16 protein-coding genes are annotated in these 14652 nt (G+C 65.9%); 5 read left to right on the top strand and 11 right to left on the bottom strand.

Annotated elements, in window-relative coordinates:
• Window positions 1–4: 4 nt before the first annotated feature.
• The 6 genes from AAFM92_04015 to AAFM92_03990 all read right to left on the bottom strand — a co-directional run bounded on the left by AAFM92_04015 (window position 5) and on the right by AAFM92_03990 (window position 7390).
• Entirely contained in the window at window positions 5–1729 is a 1725-nt protein-coding gene (locus AAFM92_04015) for an ABC transporter ATP-binding protein (protein ID MEL7299531.1), read from the bottom strand.
• Between the two features lie 100 nt (window positions 1730–1829).
• Window positions 1830–2786: an ABC transporter permease gene (locus AAFM92_04010; GenBank protein MEL7299530.1), complete on the bottom strand. Its 957-nt coding sequence runs from the start codon at window positions 2784–2786 to the stop codon at window positions 1830–1832.
• The gene (locus tag AAFM92_04005; protein ID MEL7299529.1) at window positions 2786–3796 is read right to left on the bottom strand and encodes an ABC transporter permease; all 1011 of its coding nucleotides are present in this window, start codon (window positions 3794–3796) and stop codon (window positions 2786–2788) included. Before AAFM92_04005 ends, AAFM92_04010 begins: the two co-directional genes overlap by 1 nt.
• Window positions 3797–4094: 298 nt before the next feature.
• Window positions 4095–5822 (bottom strand): ABC transporter substrate-binding protein, encoded by a 1728-nt coding sequence (locus AAFM92_04000; protein MEL7299528.1) that lies wholly within the window; start codon window positions 5820–5822, stop codon window positions 4095–4097.
• A gap of 51 nt (window positions 5823–5873) precedes the next feature.
• Entirely contained in the window at window positions 5874–6554 is a 681-nt protein-coding gene (locus tag AAFM92_03995; GenBank protein MEL7299527.1) for an MBL fold metallo-hydrolase, read from the bottom strand.
• Complete coding sequence (locus AAFM92_03990; GenBank protein ID MEL7299526.1) at window positions 6554–7390, bottom strand: phytanoyl-CoA dioxygenase family protein; 837 nt, start codon at window positions 7388–7390, stop codon at window positions 6554–6556. Before AAFM92_03990 ends, AAFM92_03995 begins: the two co-directional genes overlap by 1 nt.
• A 133-nt stretch (window positions 7391–7523) precedes the next feature.
• Between AAFM92_03990 and AAFM92_03985 the strand changes: the two genes are divergently transcribed.
• The 4 genes from AAFM92_03985 (at window position 7524) to AAFM92_03970 (ending at window position 9092) form a co-directional block, all read left to right on the top strand.
• Window positions 7524–8375 carry an AraC family transcriptional regulator gene (locus tag AAFM92_03985; protein MEL7299525.1) on the top strand — a complete coding sequence of 284 codons (852 nt, stop codon included), beginning with the start codon at window positions 7524–7526 and terminating at the stop codon, window positions 8373–8375.
• A 79-nt stretch (window positions 8376–8454) separates the two neighbouring features.
• Window positions 8455–8625 (top strand): hypothetical protein, encoded by a 171-nt coding sequence (locus AAFM92_03980; protein ID MEL7299524.1) that lies wholly within the window; start codon window positions 8455–8457, stop codon window positions 8623–8625.
• Window positions 8613–8786, top strand: a complete 174-nt coding sequence (locus AAFM92_03975) for a hemin uptake protein HemP (protein MEL7299523.1) — start codon at window positions 8613–8615, stop codon at window positions 8784–8786. Before AAFM92_03980 ends, AAFM92_03975 begins: the two co-directional genes overlap by 13 nt.
• A 57-nt stretch (window positions 8787–8843) precedes the next feature.
• Window positions 8844–9092, top strand: coding sequence for a DUF1289 domain-containing protein (locus AAFM92_03970; protein MEL7299522.1), 249 nt, complete (start codon window positions 8844–8846; stop codon window positions 9090–9092).
• 8 nt (window positions 9093–9100) lie between these two features.
• Here AAFM92_03970 and AAFM92_03965 read toward each other — a convergent pair whose 3' ends face one another.
• The 5 genes from AAFM92_03965 to AAFM92_03945 form a co-directional block, all read right to left on the bottom strand.
• On the bottom strand, window positions 9101–9295 hold the full coding sequence (locus tag AAFM92_03965; protein MEL7299521.1) for a hypothetical protein: 195 nt from the start codon (window positions 9293–9295) through the stop codon (window positions 9101–9103).
• A 332-nt stretch (window positions 9296–9627) separates the two neighbouring features.
• Complete coding sequence (locus AAFM92_03960) at window positions 9628–10098, bottom strand: DNA starvation/stationary phase protection protein (protein ID MEL7299520.1); 471 nt, start codon at window positions 10096–10098, stop codon at window positions 9628–9630.
• Window positions 10099–10200: 102 nt separating this feature from the next.
• Complete coding sequence (locus tag AAFM92_03955) at window positions 10201–10635, bottom strand: hypothetical protein (GenBank protein ID MEL7299519.1); 435 nt, start codon at window positions 10633–10635, stop codon at window positions 10201–10203.
• A gap of 96 nt (window positions 10636–10731) precedes the next feature.
• Window positions 10732–12441 (bottom strand): aldehyde dehydrogenase family protein, encoded by a 1710-nt coding sequence (locus AAFM92_03950; protein ID MEL7299518.1) that lies wholly within the window; start codon window positions 12439–12441, stop codon window positions 10732–10734.
• A 10-nt stretch (window positions 12442–12451) separates the two neighbouring features.
• The gene (locus tag AAFM92_03945) at window positions 12452–14068 is read right to left on the bottom strand and encodes a GMC family oxidoreductase N-terminal domain-containing protein (protein MEL7299517.1); all 1617 of its coding nucleotides are present in this window, start codon (window positions 14066–14068) and stop codon (window positions 12452–12454) included.
• A gap of 172 nt (window positions 14069–14240) precedes the next feature.
• Here AAFM92_03945 and AAFM92_03940 point away from each other — a divergent pair, with 172 nt between their 5' ends.
• Window positions 14241–14615 (top strand): hypothetical protein, encoded by a 375-nt coding sequence (locus tag AAFM92_03940; protein MEL7299516.1) that lies wholly within the window; start codon window positions 14241–14243, stop codon window positions 14613–14615.
• Window positions 14616–14652 lie beyond the last annotated feature (37 nt).

Here is a 14652-nt window from a genome sequence, read left to right as displayed (position 1 = left end):
CCCACTAGCCGGTCACGAGCTCGAAGCCCGCGATGCCACCGCGCATGACGCTGGGCGCGCGCTCGGCTTCGTCGCGCATGGAATCTGGGTCCCAACCTTCGGAGCCCCAGCTGCGCTGGAGATCGGGCCACGGGATCGAGTCGATGAGGAGCTGCGTGTAGGGGTGCTGGGGCGCGCCGATCACTTCCCGCGGTGGCCCGGCTTCGACGACATGCCCTTTGAAGAGGACCATCACGTAGTCGGACACGTGGTAGGCCGTGGCGAGGTCGTGCGTGATGTAGAGGATCGAGATCCCGTACTTGTCCTTCAGGTCGTAGATGTTGGACAGGATCGTGGCGCGGAGCGACGCATCGACCATGCTCACGGGCTCATCGGCGATGAGCAGCTTCGGCGAAAGCATCAGCGCGCGGGCCACGATGAGGCGCTGCCGCTGCCCGCCCGAGAGCTGGTGGGGATAGCGCGAGAGGACCAGATCGGGGTCGAGCCCCACGGCGGCGCAGGCCTCCTCCATCGCCTTTTGCGTGGCGGCCTCCGAGGTGGCGAGCCCGAACTGCTTGTAGGGGAACTTCAGCGCGTGATTGACCCGGTAGAACGGGTTGAAGCAAGCGTAAGGGTCCTGGAACACCGCCTGCACATTCTTGCGGAACGCGAGGCTCTGGGCGGCGTTCATGCGCGCCACGTCCTGCCCCTCGTAGAGCACGCGGCCCTCGCTCGGCGGATTGAAGCCCAGCATGATCGAGCCCATGGTCGATTTGCCCGAGCCCGATTGCCCCACGATGGAGATGATCTGAGGCGTGTCCCCTTCGAGCGTGAAGGACATCGGATGGAGCGCGGTGACGGTGCCGTAATCCTTGCGCACGTTCTCGAAGCGCAGGAGCGGCTCCTTCGAGCTGCGCTGCGCCGCTGGCGCGTTGCGGTCCGGGTTGAGGAAGCTGTCGCCGCCCACGAGCGGCACGGAAGAGATGAGATCCTGCGTGTAGGGATGCTTCGGGGCCTCGATGATCTGCTGGACGGTGCCGTGCTCCACGAGTTCGCCATCCTTCAGCACGGCCAACTCATCCACCGACTGCGCCATGAGCCCCATGTCGTGCCCGATGAGGATGAGGCCCGAGCCGATCTCGGCCTGGATGTCCTTCAGGGTCTGCATAACCTGCCGCTGGGTGACGACGTCGAGCGCGGAAGTGGGCTCGTCGGCGATGATGAGATCCGGGTTGAGGATGAGGCCCATGGCGATGCAGACGCGCTGCTTCATGCCGCCGGAGAGCTCGTGCGGGAAGAGCTGTCCCGCATGTTCGGGCAGACCCACCGAGACGAGCGCGGCGTCCGAGCGTTTCTGCAGCTCTGCCCGGGGCAGATTGCCCTCGTGGGCGATGATCGCATCCCACATCTGCGGCTCGACACGCATGACGGGATTGAGCGAGTTCATGGCCCCCTGGGGAATGTAGGCCACCGCCGAAAGCCGCGCGCGGCGCATGTCTTCCTCGCCAAGGGCCAGCATGTCGGTACCGGCGAGGTCGATGGAGCCGGAGGAGACGCGCCCCGGTTCGGCGAGCATCTGCATGACGGCGAGCGCGGTCGTGGTCTTTCCCGACCCGGACTCGCCGATGAAGCCCACGCGGCGCCCCTTCTCGATCGTCAGGTTGAGGCCCTTCACCGCCTGCACGACGCCCTTGGGCGTCGGAAACTCGATGGAGAGGTCTTTCAGGGTCAGGACGGGTTTGTCGGTCATGGTCTTTTCCCACGGCGGAGGTCCCGGGTCAGGCCCGGGACGGGTGTGTCGCGCTTCACGCCCCGGGCTTGACCCGGGGCCTCCCGCTTTGAGGCCGCCCTCATGACAGCTTCCTCAGGCGCGGGTTGGAGACCTCGTCGAGACCCAGATTGATGAGGAGGAGCCCGATGAACATCGTCGCGAGTAGGAGCGTGGGCAGGCCCCACCACCACCAGAGGTTCTGGATGAGCGCGCCGGCATTGATGGCCTCGTAGATCGTGCGACCCAGCGTGGGGATCCGCTGCGGCCCGAGGCCGAGGACTTCGAGCCCCACGGCGGTCACAATGGAAGTGGTGACCGAGGCAATGAAGGAGCCGAAGAGATAGGGCACGAGGTTGGGCATCATCTCCCGGAACATGATGTGGAAGGTGCCCGCACCGCTGAGCTGCGCCATCTGCACGTAGCCCGAGCGCTTCATCGAGAGCACCTGCGCGCGGATGAGGCGCGTGGGCGATTGCCAGACGAAGCCCGCGATGAGGAGCGCCATCATTGTGAGCGAGACGTCCCCGAAGGACGACTGGAAGACGACGAGGATGAGAAGCGGCGGGATCGTGATCATCACGTCGGCGAGGACACGGATCGTGTCATCCGTGCGCCCGCCCAGGAAGCCCGCGGAGAAACCGAGGAAAATGCCGATGGACATGCCTATGAGCGAGGCCAGAAGCCCCACGAAGAGCGTGTTTGGCGCGCCGATGATGAGGAGCGCGAGAAGATCGCGACCGCCGCCATCGGTGCCCAGCGGGTGGGCGAGCGTGCCTGCCTGACCGCGCATGTTCTCGAAGCCGAAGGGCGTCTGCCGCGGCAGGCCCGAGCCCACGAAGACGAGATCCGGATCCCAGAAAATGCGCCCGAGGAGGCCCAGTGCGATGATGCCGAGGAGCAGCCCCACGCCCCACATGAGCTTCGGATTGAGCCACGGATTGTCGAACCTTTTCAGCCGCCTCGCCTGCTTTCTTTCAGCACGTGTAAGCGGGGTTTCGGCTTCGGCTGCGCCGTCGTTTGTCGAATACTCAGCCATCACGCAGCCTCATGCCGGATACGGGGGTCGATGAAGGGATAGAGCAGGTCCACGAGGAAGACGCTCACGGCGGTCATGAGGATGATGACGTAACTCACCCCCTGGATGACCGGGAAGTCCTGGTTGAGGATCGCGTCGTAGAGCAATTTGCCCATCCCGTTATAGGCGAATATGCGTTCCACGAGCACCTGCCCGGCGATGAGCAGCCCGATTTTCAGTGCAAAAGCAGTGATTTGCGGGAGGATCGCGTTGCGAATCATGTAGCGGTAGAGGATGTACCGCGGCTTCAATCCCTTGGCCTTGGCCAGCGTCACGTAGTCCTCGCCCTGCACGGTGATCATGAGCCCGCGCATGCCGAGCGCCCAGAAGCCGAACGTCACGATGACGATGGAGAGCGCGGGCAGAAAGCCGTGGTAGAGGACGGATTGCACGAACGTCCATGTCCAGCCCGGCTCCACGAAGATCGAATAGGCACCGGTGAGCGGAAACCACTGCAGTTTCGCGCTGAAAATCCACATGAGGAGAAGCCCGGAAAGGATTGGCGGAATTGAGGTAAAGACCATCGCCGCCGGGATCGCCACCTTCACGAGATTGGGCGATTTCTCCCAGACCATCAGCGCGCCGAGGAGGTTGCCGATGAAGAAGGTGATCAGGAGCGACAGGATCATGAGCCCCAGTGTCCAGGGCAGCGCGTTGAGGATGAGCGTGGCGACCGGCGTCGGGAAGGCCGCGGTCGACAGCCCGAAATCGAAAACAAGAGCGCCCGACAAGTATTTGAAATACTGAACGATCAGTGGCTGATCGATGCCCATCTGTGCCCTGAGCTGCGCGAGGATTTCCTCGGAATTTGCCACCGTTCCTGCGCCCGCTGCCATGCGCCCCAGTGCGATCTCGGCGGGGTCGACCGGCGAAAGCCGCGGGATGATCCATATGATCGTCGCGGCGATCAGAATGGTGAGCACCAGCGTCACCAGACGGTTGATCAGGTAATCCCTTGGAATGCGTCCCATGGCGGGGCTCCTTTCCGTTGCGGCGGATGGGCACTGGCACACGGCGTACCCGGGGTCGTACACACAGCGTCTGCACACCGGTCGGGCGGGGTGTGCCTTGGCATCACGGGCATGGACTGCCCGCGGCAGTGATGTGTCACGGTCGCCCCAGGCCTCTTGCGGGCCCTCTCGAGGCGGCGCGAGGTCCCGGATCGGGGTCCGGGACGGTCGTCTTTCGTATCACGCCCCGGGCCTGACCCGGGACCTCTCGCCTCAGAGGTGGAGGCCCCGGGTCAGGCCCGGGGCGGCGTGAAGGTTCTTAGCCCGCGGGCTCCAGATTGTGGATGATCTGGTGCGTGTGGCCCCACCAGAAGAACGGGTGGTTGTAGTAGTTCTCCGAGGTCGGCCAGCCCGTCCAATGGGTCGTGTTGAACGGGATGAGCTTCGAGGCCTGCGCGAGCGGGATGAAGGGCATCTCGGCATCGAGATACTGGTAGGCTTCCGCCACCAGTCCTGGCACCTCGGGATCCCCAAGGGGCTTCGTGGCGATCTGGTCCACGATGGCCGTGTAGGCATCCGCCGCGGGGCCGTCCCACCGCGAGGTGTTGTTGAAGCCGGGCGAACGCTCGCCCACGGGCACGACATCGCGCGAGTTATAGCGGCCCATGGAGGCCCATGGCTCGTTCACCGACCCGCAGGACAGCCAGCTATAGGACATCTCGTAAGCGCCGAAGGGCAGAACCTCGCCCCAGAACACGCCGTTTTCCACGGGCGTCGCACGGGCGTCGATCCCGGCGCGCTGCAGCTGCTCGACGACCACGTCGATGGTGCGGGTGTATTCCGTGGAGGCGGAGTTCACGTGGATGTCGACGCCAAGCGTCTCGCCGTCCTTCATGTAGTAGTCGCCGTCGCGCACCCAGCCTTCAGCTTCGATGAGCGCCTGACCCGCCTCCACATCTGCGCGCGCCGGCAGGCCATAGCCCGCCTCCTCCACAGCTTCGATAAAGGGCGCCATGGAGCCGTATTGCGCGAACATCGTCCGCGACGCTTCCGTCGTGCCCTCGTAGGCCACGTTCACGATCTGCGAGCGGTCGATGATCGAGGCCACGGCGCGGCGCATGTTGGCGTTGTCCCAGGGCGCGACGGTGGTGTTGATCTCGAGCTGGCGCGCGCAGGGATCGGCGGCCGCGAAGGGGAAGCCGTCCACCCACGCGATGACGGCGTCGTTCTGCGCCTGAATCGCCTCGAAGGTGCCGATGGTGACGTTTTGCGCGGCGTCGAGCTGGTTCGACGCGATGAGCTGTGCGCGGCTTTCCTCGCCGCCGCTCTCGAGGAAGATGACACGCTCGGGTGCGGGCATGTCCATGAAGCCCGTCTCTGCGCCCCACCAGCTGTCGCGGCGGTCCCAGATCATGCGGTTCGACGCGCCAGAGCTGTAGGCATAGGGGCCCGTGCCGATGGGCGGGAAGAAGGTGAAGGTGGCGGGATCGTCCACCGCCGACCACACATGCTCGGGCATGATGAGGAAGGAGTTCGCGATGCGAACGCCGAAGTTTTCCACGATGAAGCGCGGATTGGAGCCCTCGAGCGTGAAGCGCACGGTGAGGTCGTCCACCTTCTCGACGGAGGCCACCTGGCTCGTGAGCGCGGACACTTCGCGGGCGGAGAAATCCTCGGTATTCTCAGCCATGTTGACAGTGAATACGACGTCATCGGCGTTGAATGCCTCGCCGTCGGACCACGTCACGCCATCGCGGAGCGTCACGGTCCACTCTGTGAAGTCCGCGTTGCTCTCGGCGCCCGTGGCGAGCCACGGCTCGAGCTCACCCGTGCCATAATTCAGGATGAAGAGCGGCTCCCACATCGTCTGGTGCGCGCCCGCGAGGCGGCGGACCCCAGAATTGTCGGTGAACCAGTTGAAGTTCTCCGGATCCGTGATCGTGCGGTCGAGGTCGAAGATGACCGTGTTTTCCCGCGCCACGCTCTGCGCGGACGCGACCGAGGCCGCGATCGCCAGGCTTGAGGCGGTGATGATGAGCTTTTTCATGGACTTCCTCCCAAAGAAGTAATTTGTTTATTGGCTGGTTATGGGCCGTAGCTAACGCAAATAATCCATCACGAGGACGCGCGTGCGCTCCGGCAGGTCGGCACGGGTCAAGTTGACCCTAGGTGAACAGGCGAAATCAACATCCGCGTCGTTGAAATGGGCGAGGAAGCTCTCGATCCACATCGTGTTGCGCGGGCGATAGGTGAGCGTGCGGAAGTGCATGGGGATCACGAGGCGCGGCTTCACGCGGCGGATCATCTCCATGAGATCGGGTAGTAAGATCGTCAGATAACCACCTGCCAATGCGAACAAAATGTCGGTGCCGCGGAAGAAATCCTGCTGCGCCTCGGTGAGCGGATTGCCCACGTCGCCCATATGGGCGCAGGCCATGCCGTCGAGCTCGAAGCGGTACATGCCGTTTTGCCCGGGCACCGCATGCTCTGGGTGGTGATCCCACTCGGCGGCCTCGATGGCCGTGATGTCGATGTCTTTGGCCCGGCTCGTGCCGCCGGACTGCGCGACCTTGAGGGCGTTCACCACCTCTGGATCGCCGCTGATGAGATCCGCCCGGCAATGGGCGCTGTCATCGTCGGAGGAGATGATGACGAGATCCGCGGGCTCGGCGATCGGCGGGTAGCCCACGCCCTCGGGCGTGTAGGGATCGGTGATGATCCGCGGGCCCGTCTCCGGTGCCAGCCCGAAGGCGGCATGGCCGTACCACGTGATCTCCATCAGTTGTTGCCCACGACGTGGGGCGAGCGCGTCCGCGTGATGTCGTCGTTCTCGGGGCGCGGATGGGTGGCCCAGCGGCCCGCCTGCCCGCGGCAGAGGATCGCCTCCACGCCCGCGGCCCAGGCGGCATCGGTGATTTGCACGGTGGGCGGGCAGTAGCGCAGCGTGAAACCGCAGCGCCGCCGATCGGACGTATTGGCCAGCGAGCCATGGACGAGCATGTCGGCGTGGAGCGAGATCTGGCCCGCTTTGAGCGCATTGGTAAAGGGCGCGCCGAGCGCGTCTGCCCCGGCCGTTTCCTGGTGGAAGACGGCGCGGCCCGCCTCCGTGGCCTGCACCGCGAAGGCGCCGCGGTCGTGCGTGCCGGGGATAAAGCGCATGGCGGAGTTCTCGGCGTCGGCGTCGTCGATGGCGAGCCAGACCGTGACCGTGCGCGCCGGGCTCAGCTTCCAGAAACTCGCGTCCTGGTGCCAGGGCACCGCCTTTGGATCGTGCGGCTTCTTCGAGAGGATCGCGGTGGCCCAGCAGAGGATATCGGGGCCGAGAATATCCTCCACGTGATCGAGGATGCGCGCGTCGGTGGCGATGTCGTAGAGGCCGGCGAGTCGCGCCTGGTAGCAATTGATCCCGTAGGCGCCTGCCTCCCCTGCATCGCGCATGAGGCCGTCGATATAGGCGCGGATCTCGGCCATCTCGGCGGCGTTGAAGATGTCGAAGGGCTGCGCGAAGCCCTGGGCATTGTAATGGGCGATTTCGGCCACGCTCAGCCGCTTCGGCGCGGGATTAACCACCGGCGCGAAGGAAAGGTCTGGGCTGTCGAGCGCCAAGCCGGGCATGAGTCGTCCTCGTTAACTCCTTGTTTACACTCCGCCCATTTTTTGCGCATTTCAGCGACGCGGCTTGATATAGACATGTACGAAATTGATCTTTTTACGCTGCAATGCCGCGAAAACTCGCTAATCTTGCTCCATGGAGACTGAGACCTACCGGCTTGCCAGCTACCTCGCGCGTGGCGAAAGCTTCCACTACGCGCGCAAGATGCTGGCCAAGCGCTTCCCGGCGCGGGCGCATACCCACGACTTTCACGAGGTGTTCCTGATCACGCGGGGCCGCACAGCGCATTGGATCAACGGGCAGATGCAGACGCTCTCGGAGGGACAGCTCGTCTTTATCCGCCCGCGGGATGCCCATGCCTTTCGCGCCGCGCGGGAGGGCTGCGAGATCATCAACGTCATGTACGAGAGCGCGAGCGCGGCGCATCTCGTGGCGCGCTATGGCGACACGCTGCGAGGCCGGTTCTTTGACGCGCCGGGTGCGCTGCCCGAGCTCCACACGCTCGGGCCCCAGCAATTCGAGCGCGCGCTGGCGATCGCGGGGCAGCTCCAAACGGCCGACAGGACCCTCGCGCGGATCGAGGAATTCCTGCTCACGCTCTGCAATCGCGTGGCCGTGCCCAGCGCGCAGGGCATGGCGGCGGGGCCGGCCTGGTTCTCCGCGGCCTGTTCTGCTGCGCAGGACATCGAGGTCTTCCGCCTCGGCGTGGCAGGCTTCATCGCCGCCGCCGGGCGCAGCCACGAGCATGTGTGCCGGACCTGCAAGGAGGTGCTCGGGCTCACCCCCACCGACTACGTCAACCGCATCCGCATCGACCACGCCGCGCGCCTCCTGCGCACGGAAGACGCAAGCATCGAGGCCATCGCCTCGCGCTGTGGCTTCGAGAATACCAGCTACTTCTACCGGCTTTTCGCGCGCTCCATGGGCGAGACGCCCAAGCGCTACCGCGCGGCGCAGAAACGCGATCCGTTCGCAGCGGCGGATTAATTCCTGATCAAAACACTAAGATTGACTCAACCAAGCAAATCAGTCAGGAATTAAGGGCAATGCAACAGAAGGTTGTCCCATGGCTGATGATTCCAGACTGCGCCCCCGTCTGCGACACTGGCATGCGCAGGATGATGGCTGGGCCCTGCTCGCGTCGCTCTTTGCCGCCCTCGGCACCGACAGCGCGACCTGGGAGATCATCGACAACCTCGTCGAGAACAAGGAGTTCGAGGGACTATGGTGGTGGTAGATTTTCCGAGAGAGGTCGAGACGTCTGAGCGCCCGGAGGACCGGGTCCCGGTCTATGATGCCGAGGTGCTGACCCGCGACGGGCTCGCCCGGATCGCGCTCGGCGACCAGCTCTACACGCTGCGCATCACGCGCGCGGGAAAGCTCATCCTGACGAAATGACACCTCTCGCCTCTGCGCGCTGATCCCTATATCTGGGACAGGCAAAGAGGCTTTTCCATGTCCAAGAAGCTCCCGTCCCCCTGCGTGGACGTCTGCAAGTACAAGCGCGCCGGGCACTGCATCGCCTGCTCTATGACGAAGCCGCAGAAGAAGATCTTCAAGCGGCTGAAAAAGCCCGTGGAGCAAGCGGCCTTCATCGACCTGATCAAGCACCAGCAGGCCCAAATGGGCAAATTCAGCGCATGGCCCGCGCTCTATGCGCGCAAGCTCGAGAAGAAAGCGAAAAAAGCCAAGAAGGCGGCCTGACGGGTCCTTTAGAGGTCGTCCGCGCCATCGTCCTGGGCGAGGCGCACGATCTCGTCGGTCAGGCGTTTCTTGTAGCGGCGCTGCCGGCGGCGGGCCTTGGCCGGGTTGGCGCGCCAGCCCTCGCGCTTGTCGGTGACGACCTCGTCGAGGTCATCGGCCGTCTCTACGCGGGCGGCGTCCTTTGGGTAGGTGCGTTTTGGCATAGATCGAGGGTAAGTTGCGCGTCCCGCGGGGCAAGTACCTGCGCCTTCGGCCCGGACTTGCCGCGCCACACTAGCGATTGTGCATTGAGGGCGTGAAGATCAGCGTCGCCCAAAAGAATGCGGTCGCAGAGGGCAGCGGCGTCGCGTGCATGGGCGTCTGACATGTGTTTGTAGGCGGGGCGCTTGACGTGATCGTACCAGCGGCCACCGCAGACATGGTCGAGCACGATGCGCTGGAAGCAGTGATCCTGATGGACCGGCCAGCCCCGTGCCCGCGCCTCACGCGGCATCACCTGCCGCGTGAGACGGAGATATCGCTCCAGCGGCGACACTCAGCGCAGATGCGCGTCGAGCATCCAGGCAAACTTCTCGTGGACCTGCTGACGCTCGATCATGAGGTCATGGGTCGCCACATCGCCGGCTTCCTCGGCATAGGCGGCCGTGCCCGCGATGGTGTCGGCGATGGTCTTCTCCGCATCGGAGAGGTGCTTGATCATCTCCTTGTCGGATTGATGGCCGTCCTGCTCGCCCACCTTGGAGCGCTTGAGCATGCCGGCAAGCTGGCCCTCGGCATGGCCGCCGATGGCCTTGATCCGCTCGGCGACGTCGTCCTGCCCTTCGAAGTGATCTTCGTAGATCTCCTGGAAGAGCGCGTGGAGAGAGCCAAAGCCCATGCCCGTCACGTTCCAGTGGAAGTTTTGCGCGAGCATCGTCGTCACGACGGTCTCCGCCACCACCTGGTTCAGCTTCTCGATGATTTCTGTCTTGGCCTCGACGGAGAGGCTCTCGGCGCTCTGCAGCATATCTTTGTCCTTTACGGTCGAGCGTCCCCACAGGAACGCGTGATTGGCTGGCCCAAAGCTGGCTGCCAAACAAATTAGAACAATTCTAAACTAGCGCAAGGGCTAGGGTCTCAGAATTGTGCTCACTGCCCGCACAATGCTGCGGAAGGCGTGGTGGTTCCGGGCCGGTACCCGGCGCCGCAGCAGGAACTCCACGCTCATCGTGTCCTTCGCGATGGCCCGGTCGACGACGCGCAATAGCCATTCCTCGTCAAAGCTCATATCCGCGGCGCCGGGCGCGCGGAAGCACACATGGCCGCCCACGGCCTCCGAGAAGACCCGCACCATGGAGGTGGCCACGGCATCGAGGCTCTTTTCCGGGCAGGCATGGATGGCGGCGCAGGCGACGGCGAGATCGAGACGCGCCTCGGCGCGGCAGGTCTGCGCGATGAAGCGCACGCGATTGAGCAAGGGCCTCAGCGCCGCGAAGGCGGTCTCTTCCGGGGCTGGGCTGTGATCCGGGGCGCTCTGTGGCGCGGCGAGCAGGACTGCGCTCACAACGGTCTTCCTTTACATCGCGGCGCTCACGCCCCGCTTACTGACGCTTAGATAGCATCAAGAAACCCGAACGAAAAGGTCAGCATTGGCCGCACCCTATCCGCGCAATGCGTGCCAAAGGAGCGCCGCCAGCCGCGCGGGCCGCCCCGTGGCGGTATAGTCCACAAGGGCGCGGGCCACCTTGTCCGCGTGCCGGTGCGTGACGAACCAGGGCGGCTTGGGCATCAGGTGCCGCTCTCCCAGCCACCACGCGCGTGGGATCGGTGCCCACGGCCCGTAGAGCACCGTGCGCTCGGAGGCCTCGAACATGAACGTGTTGTGCACGGTGCCGATGCCCGATTGCACATCCTCGAGCGTGTGCCCCGGAAACGCGCCCCACGGGATCTCGGTGAGCGCGAAGCTTGCCCCCGTCCAGGCATTCACCGCGATATTGCCGTAGCGCAGCTCCCGCAGGCAGGCGTCGAAGCAGGCCTTGCCGATCTCTGCGAGCGTTTCGGGGTGGATGACGATGTTGGCCCCGAGCGTGCCGTGGAGCGTGTCGTTGGCATAGGCGATGGCCGCGCGAAGAAACGCCTCCCCCTCCCCGGCGATATCATGGGTCGAGAGTGCATGGGCGAAGACCTCGGTCTGGGCGAATTCTCCGCCTACGCCTTCCGAGAAGATGAAATCGGGGGCCGTGCCGCGGGGGATGGCCTCGTGCGGTGCGCCCGCGGCGAAGGCCGCGCTCCGATCGGTGGCGCCTGGATAGTAGGCCGGCCGGTCCTGCGCGGCGAGAACGCGCTTCATGGCGCGGAGAAACGGCTCCTTCTGCGCCCAGACCTCGGGCAGGAGCAGGACCTGCGTGGAGACGCAATTGAACCCGGCATTCACCATTTTCTGCGTGGCGACCTGCGCGGCCTGATGCGCGATGTCCGCCCGGCTCCACGGGCCCGGCACGATGATCGTGGGGCAGACCGCGCCGAGCTCGGATGTGACGCGGCGGGTGTTCCGCGGCGTGCCCGCCGCCTTGGCCCGCTTGCCCTCTTTGCCCGCGCCCCAGACGATGAGATCGTGGGTGGCCTCGGCCCCGGTGATGTGGATCTCCTCCACCGCCGCGTGCTCGCAGAGGTAAGCGCCGACATCGCCGCCGCCGGTCACGATGCGCAGCGCATCGCGCGCAACGAGCGGTCCGAGCGCCACCTGGAAGACATCCGCCAGATAGGCGTTCACCGGGTTCATCTTCAGAAGCACCACCTGGTTTTCCACGAAGAGCTTCTGGAAGACGTCGAGCACCGGGATCGAGGCGATGTTGCCCGCGCCGAGGACGAGCGCCAGCGCGCCGGTGCGCTCTGCCTCCGGCGTGTCATAGGCGGTGGCCGTCGTCCCCGGCAGGTTCGCTTCGCTCACCCCCTCCCGCATCCAGACCTCGGCCCGGAGCCCCGGCATGATCAGCGCGTCGCGCGGGGTGGCCGGCACGACCTCCACGGCGAGCTGGCCATGGGGCAGATACCGCTTCTTGAGCCCGCGGAGATACTGCCGCCCTTGGAGGCCCTCGAGCGTGCGGATGAGCCCGTCGCAGGCGCGCAGCACCGCGTAGGGCCCGCTCAACCATTCCTCGCCCGCTTGCGGCGCGTTGGGCGCGAGGCCCTTCTTGCGCGCGGCCGTTTCGCCCCAGGCATGGGCCACCTGCCCGGTGAGGCGTTTGATGTCCTTGAGGAGCGTGATCCGGTCCGCCACGGGCGTCCGTGCCCAGGCATCCTTGGCGCCGTCGAGGGCGGCGAGGTCGGCGTCGAGCGCGGCGTGGCCCGGATCTGCATGGGCATTCATCGGTGTCTCCTCAGGCGGCAAGGATGAGATCGGCGGCTTTCTCGGCGATCATGATGGTGGGGGCGTTGGTGTTGCCGCTGACGATGTGGGGCATGACGGAGGCATCGACGACGCGGAGCCCCTCCATGCCGTGCACGCGGAGCGAGGCCGGGTCCACCACCGCGCCGCCGCCCTGCCCCATGCGGCAGGTGCCCACGGGGTGATAGATCGTATCGGCGATCTGGCGGATCCGCGCGGCCCAGTCGGCATCGCTCATGTCGCGGCTGTGGCCCACCGCCGCGCCCCGCCAAGGGGAGAGCGCGGGGGCCTCGAGGATCTCCACCGCGCGCCGTGCGCCCGCCGTGATCGTGGCGATGTCGCGTGTATCGCTCAGGTAGCGTGGGTCGATCCCCGGCGGGCCGAGCGGGTCGTCAGAGGTGAGGAACACTTCACCGCGCGAGTGAGGGCGCAGCGCGCAGACATGGGCGGAGAAGCCATGGCCCGTGCGGATCGTGCGCAGGTGGTTCTCGATCATGGCAACCACGAAATGGAGCTGGATGTCCGGCGCGGGCAGCGCGGGGTCGGTGCGGAAGAACGCACCGCCCTCGGCAATGGGCGAGGTGGCCGCGCCCGTGCGGTGCCGCAGCCATTCGGCCACCGCGCCCAGGGTCTCGGCCACGCCCGCCGCGCTGATGCCCATGGTGCCCGAAGCCCGCCCTGGACGCCGCGCGTGGTAGGTGAGGATGAGATCGAGGTGGTCCTGCAGGTTCTGGCCCACGCCGGGCAGGTCGTGGCGGACTGTGATCCCGTGGCGCGCGATCTCGTCCGCCGGGCCGATGCCGGAGAGCATGAGGAGCTGAGGCGAGCCGAAGGCGCCTGCGGAGAGGATCACCTCCCCCGCCGCGACGCGACGCGTGGCCGCCCCCTGCCGGTAGCGGAGCCCAGTGATGCGCTGGCCTTCCACGGTGAGGCCCGCCACCTGCGCGCCGGTGACGACGGTGAGGTTGGGGCGGTCCACGACCGGGTGCAGGAAGCCCACCGCGGCAGAGCAGCGCTCGCCCCTCTGCGGCCCGTCGTGAAACTGCGTGACTTGGAAGAGGCTCGCGCCCTCGTTCTCCCCGCCGTTGAAATCGGGCGTCTGGCGCAGCTGCACCTCGCCACAGGCCTCGAGGAAGCCGCGCGAGATATCGCGCACCGCCGTCTGGTCGGCCACCTGGAGCGGCCCGTCCCGCCCGGACGTGTCGCATGTGCGAACGTTGTGCTCGGACCGCATGAAATAGGGCAGCACATCCGCCCAGCCCCAGCCCGGGCAGCCATCGGCGGCCCAATGGTCATAGTCCCAGGCATGGCCGCGGACATAGAGCATGGCGTTGATCGCGCTCGAGCCGCCCAGGGCCTTGCCCCGCGGTTGGTAACCCCGACGCCCGAGGAGGCCCGCCTGAGGGACGGTCTGAAAGGCCCAGTTGTTGATTTTCGGACGCCCGGAGATCATCGCCACGCCGCCGAGCGGCATCCGCACGAGGAGCCCTTTGCCGGGCCCGCCCGCCTCGAGGAGCAGCACGCGCCGCGCGGCATCGGCGCTGAGCCGCATGGCGAGCACCGCTCCCGCGGAGCCGCCGCCGACGATGACGTGATCGAAGCTCTCCATCCGCGCATCTTGTGCCGCGCCGCCCCCGCGCACCAGCGTGACGCAGGGGCAGATCCGGCGTCTTTCCGCGGAACCGGCAACGGCTCTGAAAGGTTGTGCTGCTACCGTCGCACGCAAGAAGTTTGCAAAGCGCCCGATTGACGCGCAATTTTATGAGCTGTTTGATGATAATATGAGCGGAATAAGAACTCTTCTTCTGGCCCTCGCCGGCCTCGCGCCCGGGGAAGCGGCAGCGCAGGATCCGCTTCACCTGATCTTCGCGGGCTGCATCGGGCGCTATTCGGCGGCCATCGAGCACAGCTGGGTCGTGGGCGAGGATCCCGGCAGCTTCCCGGCGGACCGCCTCACCTTCATCTCGCTTTACGAGGCCACCGTGCCCGACGGCGCGGCGCGCGCAGCGCTGCATCACCGCGTGGCCTCCAAGATGGCGCAGGCTTCGCTGCTGACCGTCGCGCGATTTCACAATGATCCCACCCGTGCCGCGGCCGCCGGGGATGCTGCCCGTGCCCAGATCGGGGCCTGCAGCCGGATGCTCCTCGAAAGCTAACTTGCCCGCCCCTGCCCCCTCTGGTAGCGCGCTATGC

The organism is Pseudomonadota bacterium, assembly GCA_038533575.1.
Classification (GTDB): Bacteria; Pseudomonadota; Alphaproteobacteria; order Rhodobacterales; family Rhodobacteraceae; genus Shimia_B.
This window is presented reverse-complemented; position numbering and strand designations above follow the sequence as displayed.

Bases quoted from the DNA above. Each gene is read 5' to 3' on its own strand.
- AAFM92_03995 (MEL7299527.1), bottom strand. From the start codon at position 6,554: ATGGAGATCACGTGGTACGGCCATGCCGCCTTCGGGCTGGCACCGGAG.
- AAFM92_03950 (MEL7299518.1), bottom strand. From the start codon at position 12,441: ATGAATGCCCATGCAGATCCGGGCCACGCCGCGCTCGACGCCGACCTC.
- AAFM92_03945 (MEL7299517.1), bottom strand. From the start codon at position 14,068: ATGGAGAGCTTCGATCACGTCATCGTCGGCGGCGGCTCCGCGGGAGCG.
- AAFM92_03985 (MEL7299525.1), top strand. From the start codon at position 7,524: ATGGAGACTGAGACCTACCGGCTTGCCAGCTACCTCGCGCGTGGCGAA.
- AAFM92_04000 (MEL7299528.1), bottom strand. From the start codon at position 5,822: ATGAAAAAGCTCATCATCACCGCCTCAAGCCTGGCGATCGCGGCCTCG.
- AAFM92_03960 (MEL7299520.1), bottom strand. From the start codon at position 10,098: ATGCTGCAGAGCGCCGAGAGCCTCTCCGTCGAGGCCAAGACAGAAATC.
- AAFM92_04015 (MEL7299531.1), bottom strand. From the start codon at position 1,729: ATGACCGACAAACCCGTCCTGACCCTGAAAGACCTCTCCATCGAGTTT.
- AAFM92_03965 (MEL7299521.1), bottom strand. From the start codon at position 9,295: ATGCCAAAACGCACCTACCCAAAGGACGCCGCCCGCGTAGAGACGGCC.
- AAFM92_03975 (MEL7299523.1), top strand. From the start codon at position 8,613: ATGGTGGTGGTAGATTTTCCGAGAGAGGTCGAGACGTCTGAGCGCCCG.
- AAFM92_03980 (MEL7299524.1), top strand. From the start codon at position 8,455: ATGGCTGATGATTCCAGACTGCGCCCCCGTCTGCGACACTGGCATGCG.
- AAFM92_04010 (MEL7299530.1), bottom strand. From the start codon at position 2,786: ATGGCTGAGTATTCGACAAACGACGGCGCAGCCGAAGCCGAAACCCCG.
- AAFM92_03970 (MEL7299522.1), top strand. From the start codon at position 8,844: ATGTCCAAGAAGCTCCCGTCCCCCTGCGTGGACGTCTGCAAGTACAAG.
- AAFM92_04005 (MEL7299529.1), bottom strand. From the start codon at position 3,796: ATGGGACGCATTCCAAGGGATTACCTGATCAACCGTCTGGTGACGCTG.
- AAFM92_03940 (MEL7299516.1), top strand. From the start codon at position 14,241: ATGAGCGGAATAAGAACTCTTCTTCTGGCCCTCGCCGGCCTCGCGCCC.
- AAFM92_03990 (MEL7299526.1), bottom strand. From the start codon at position 7,390: ATGCCCGGCTTGGCGCTCGACAGCCCAGACCTTTCCTTCGCGCCGGTG.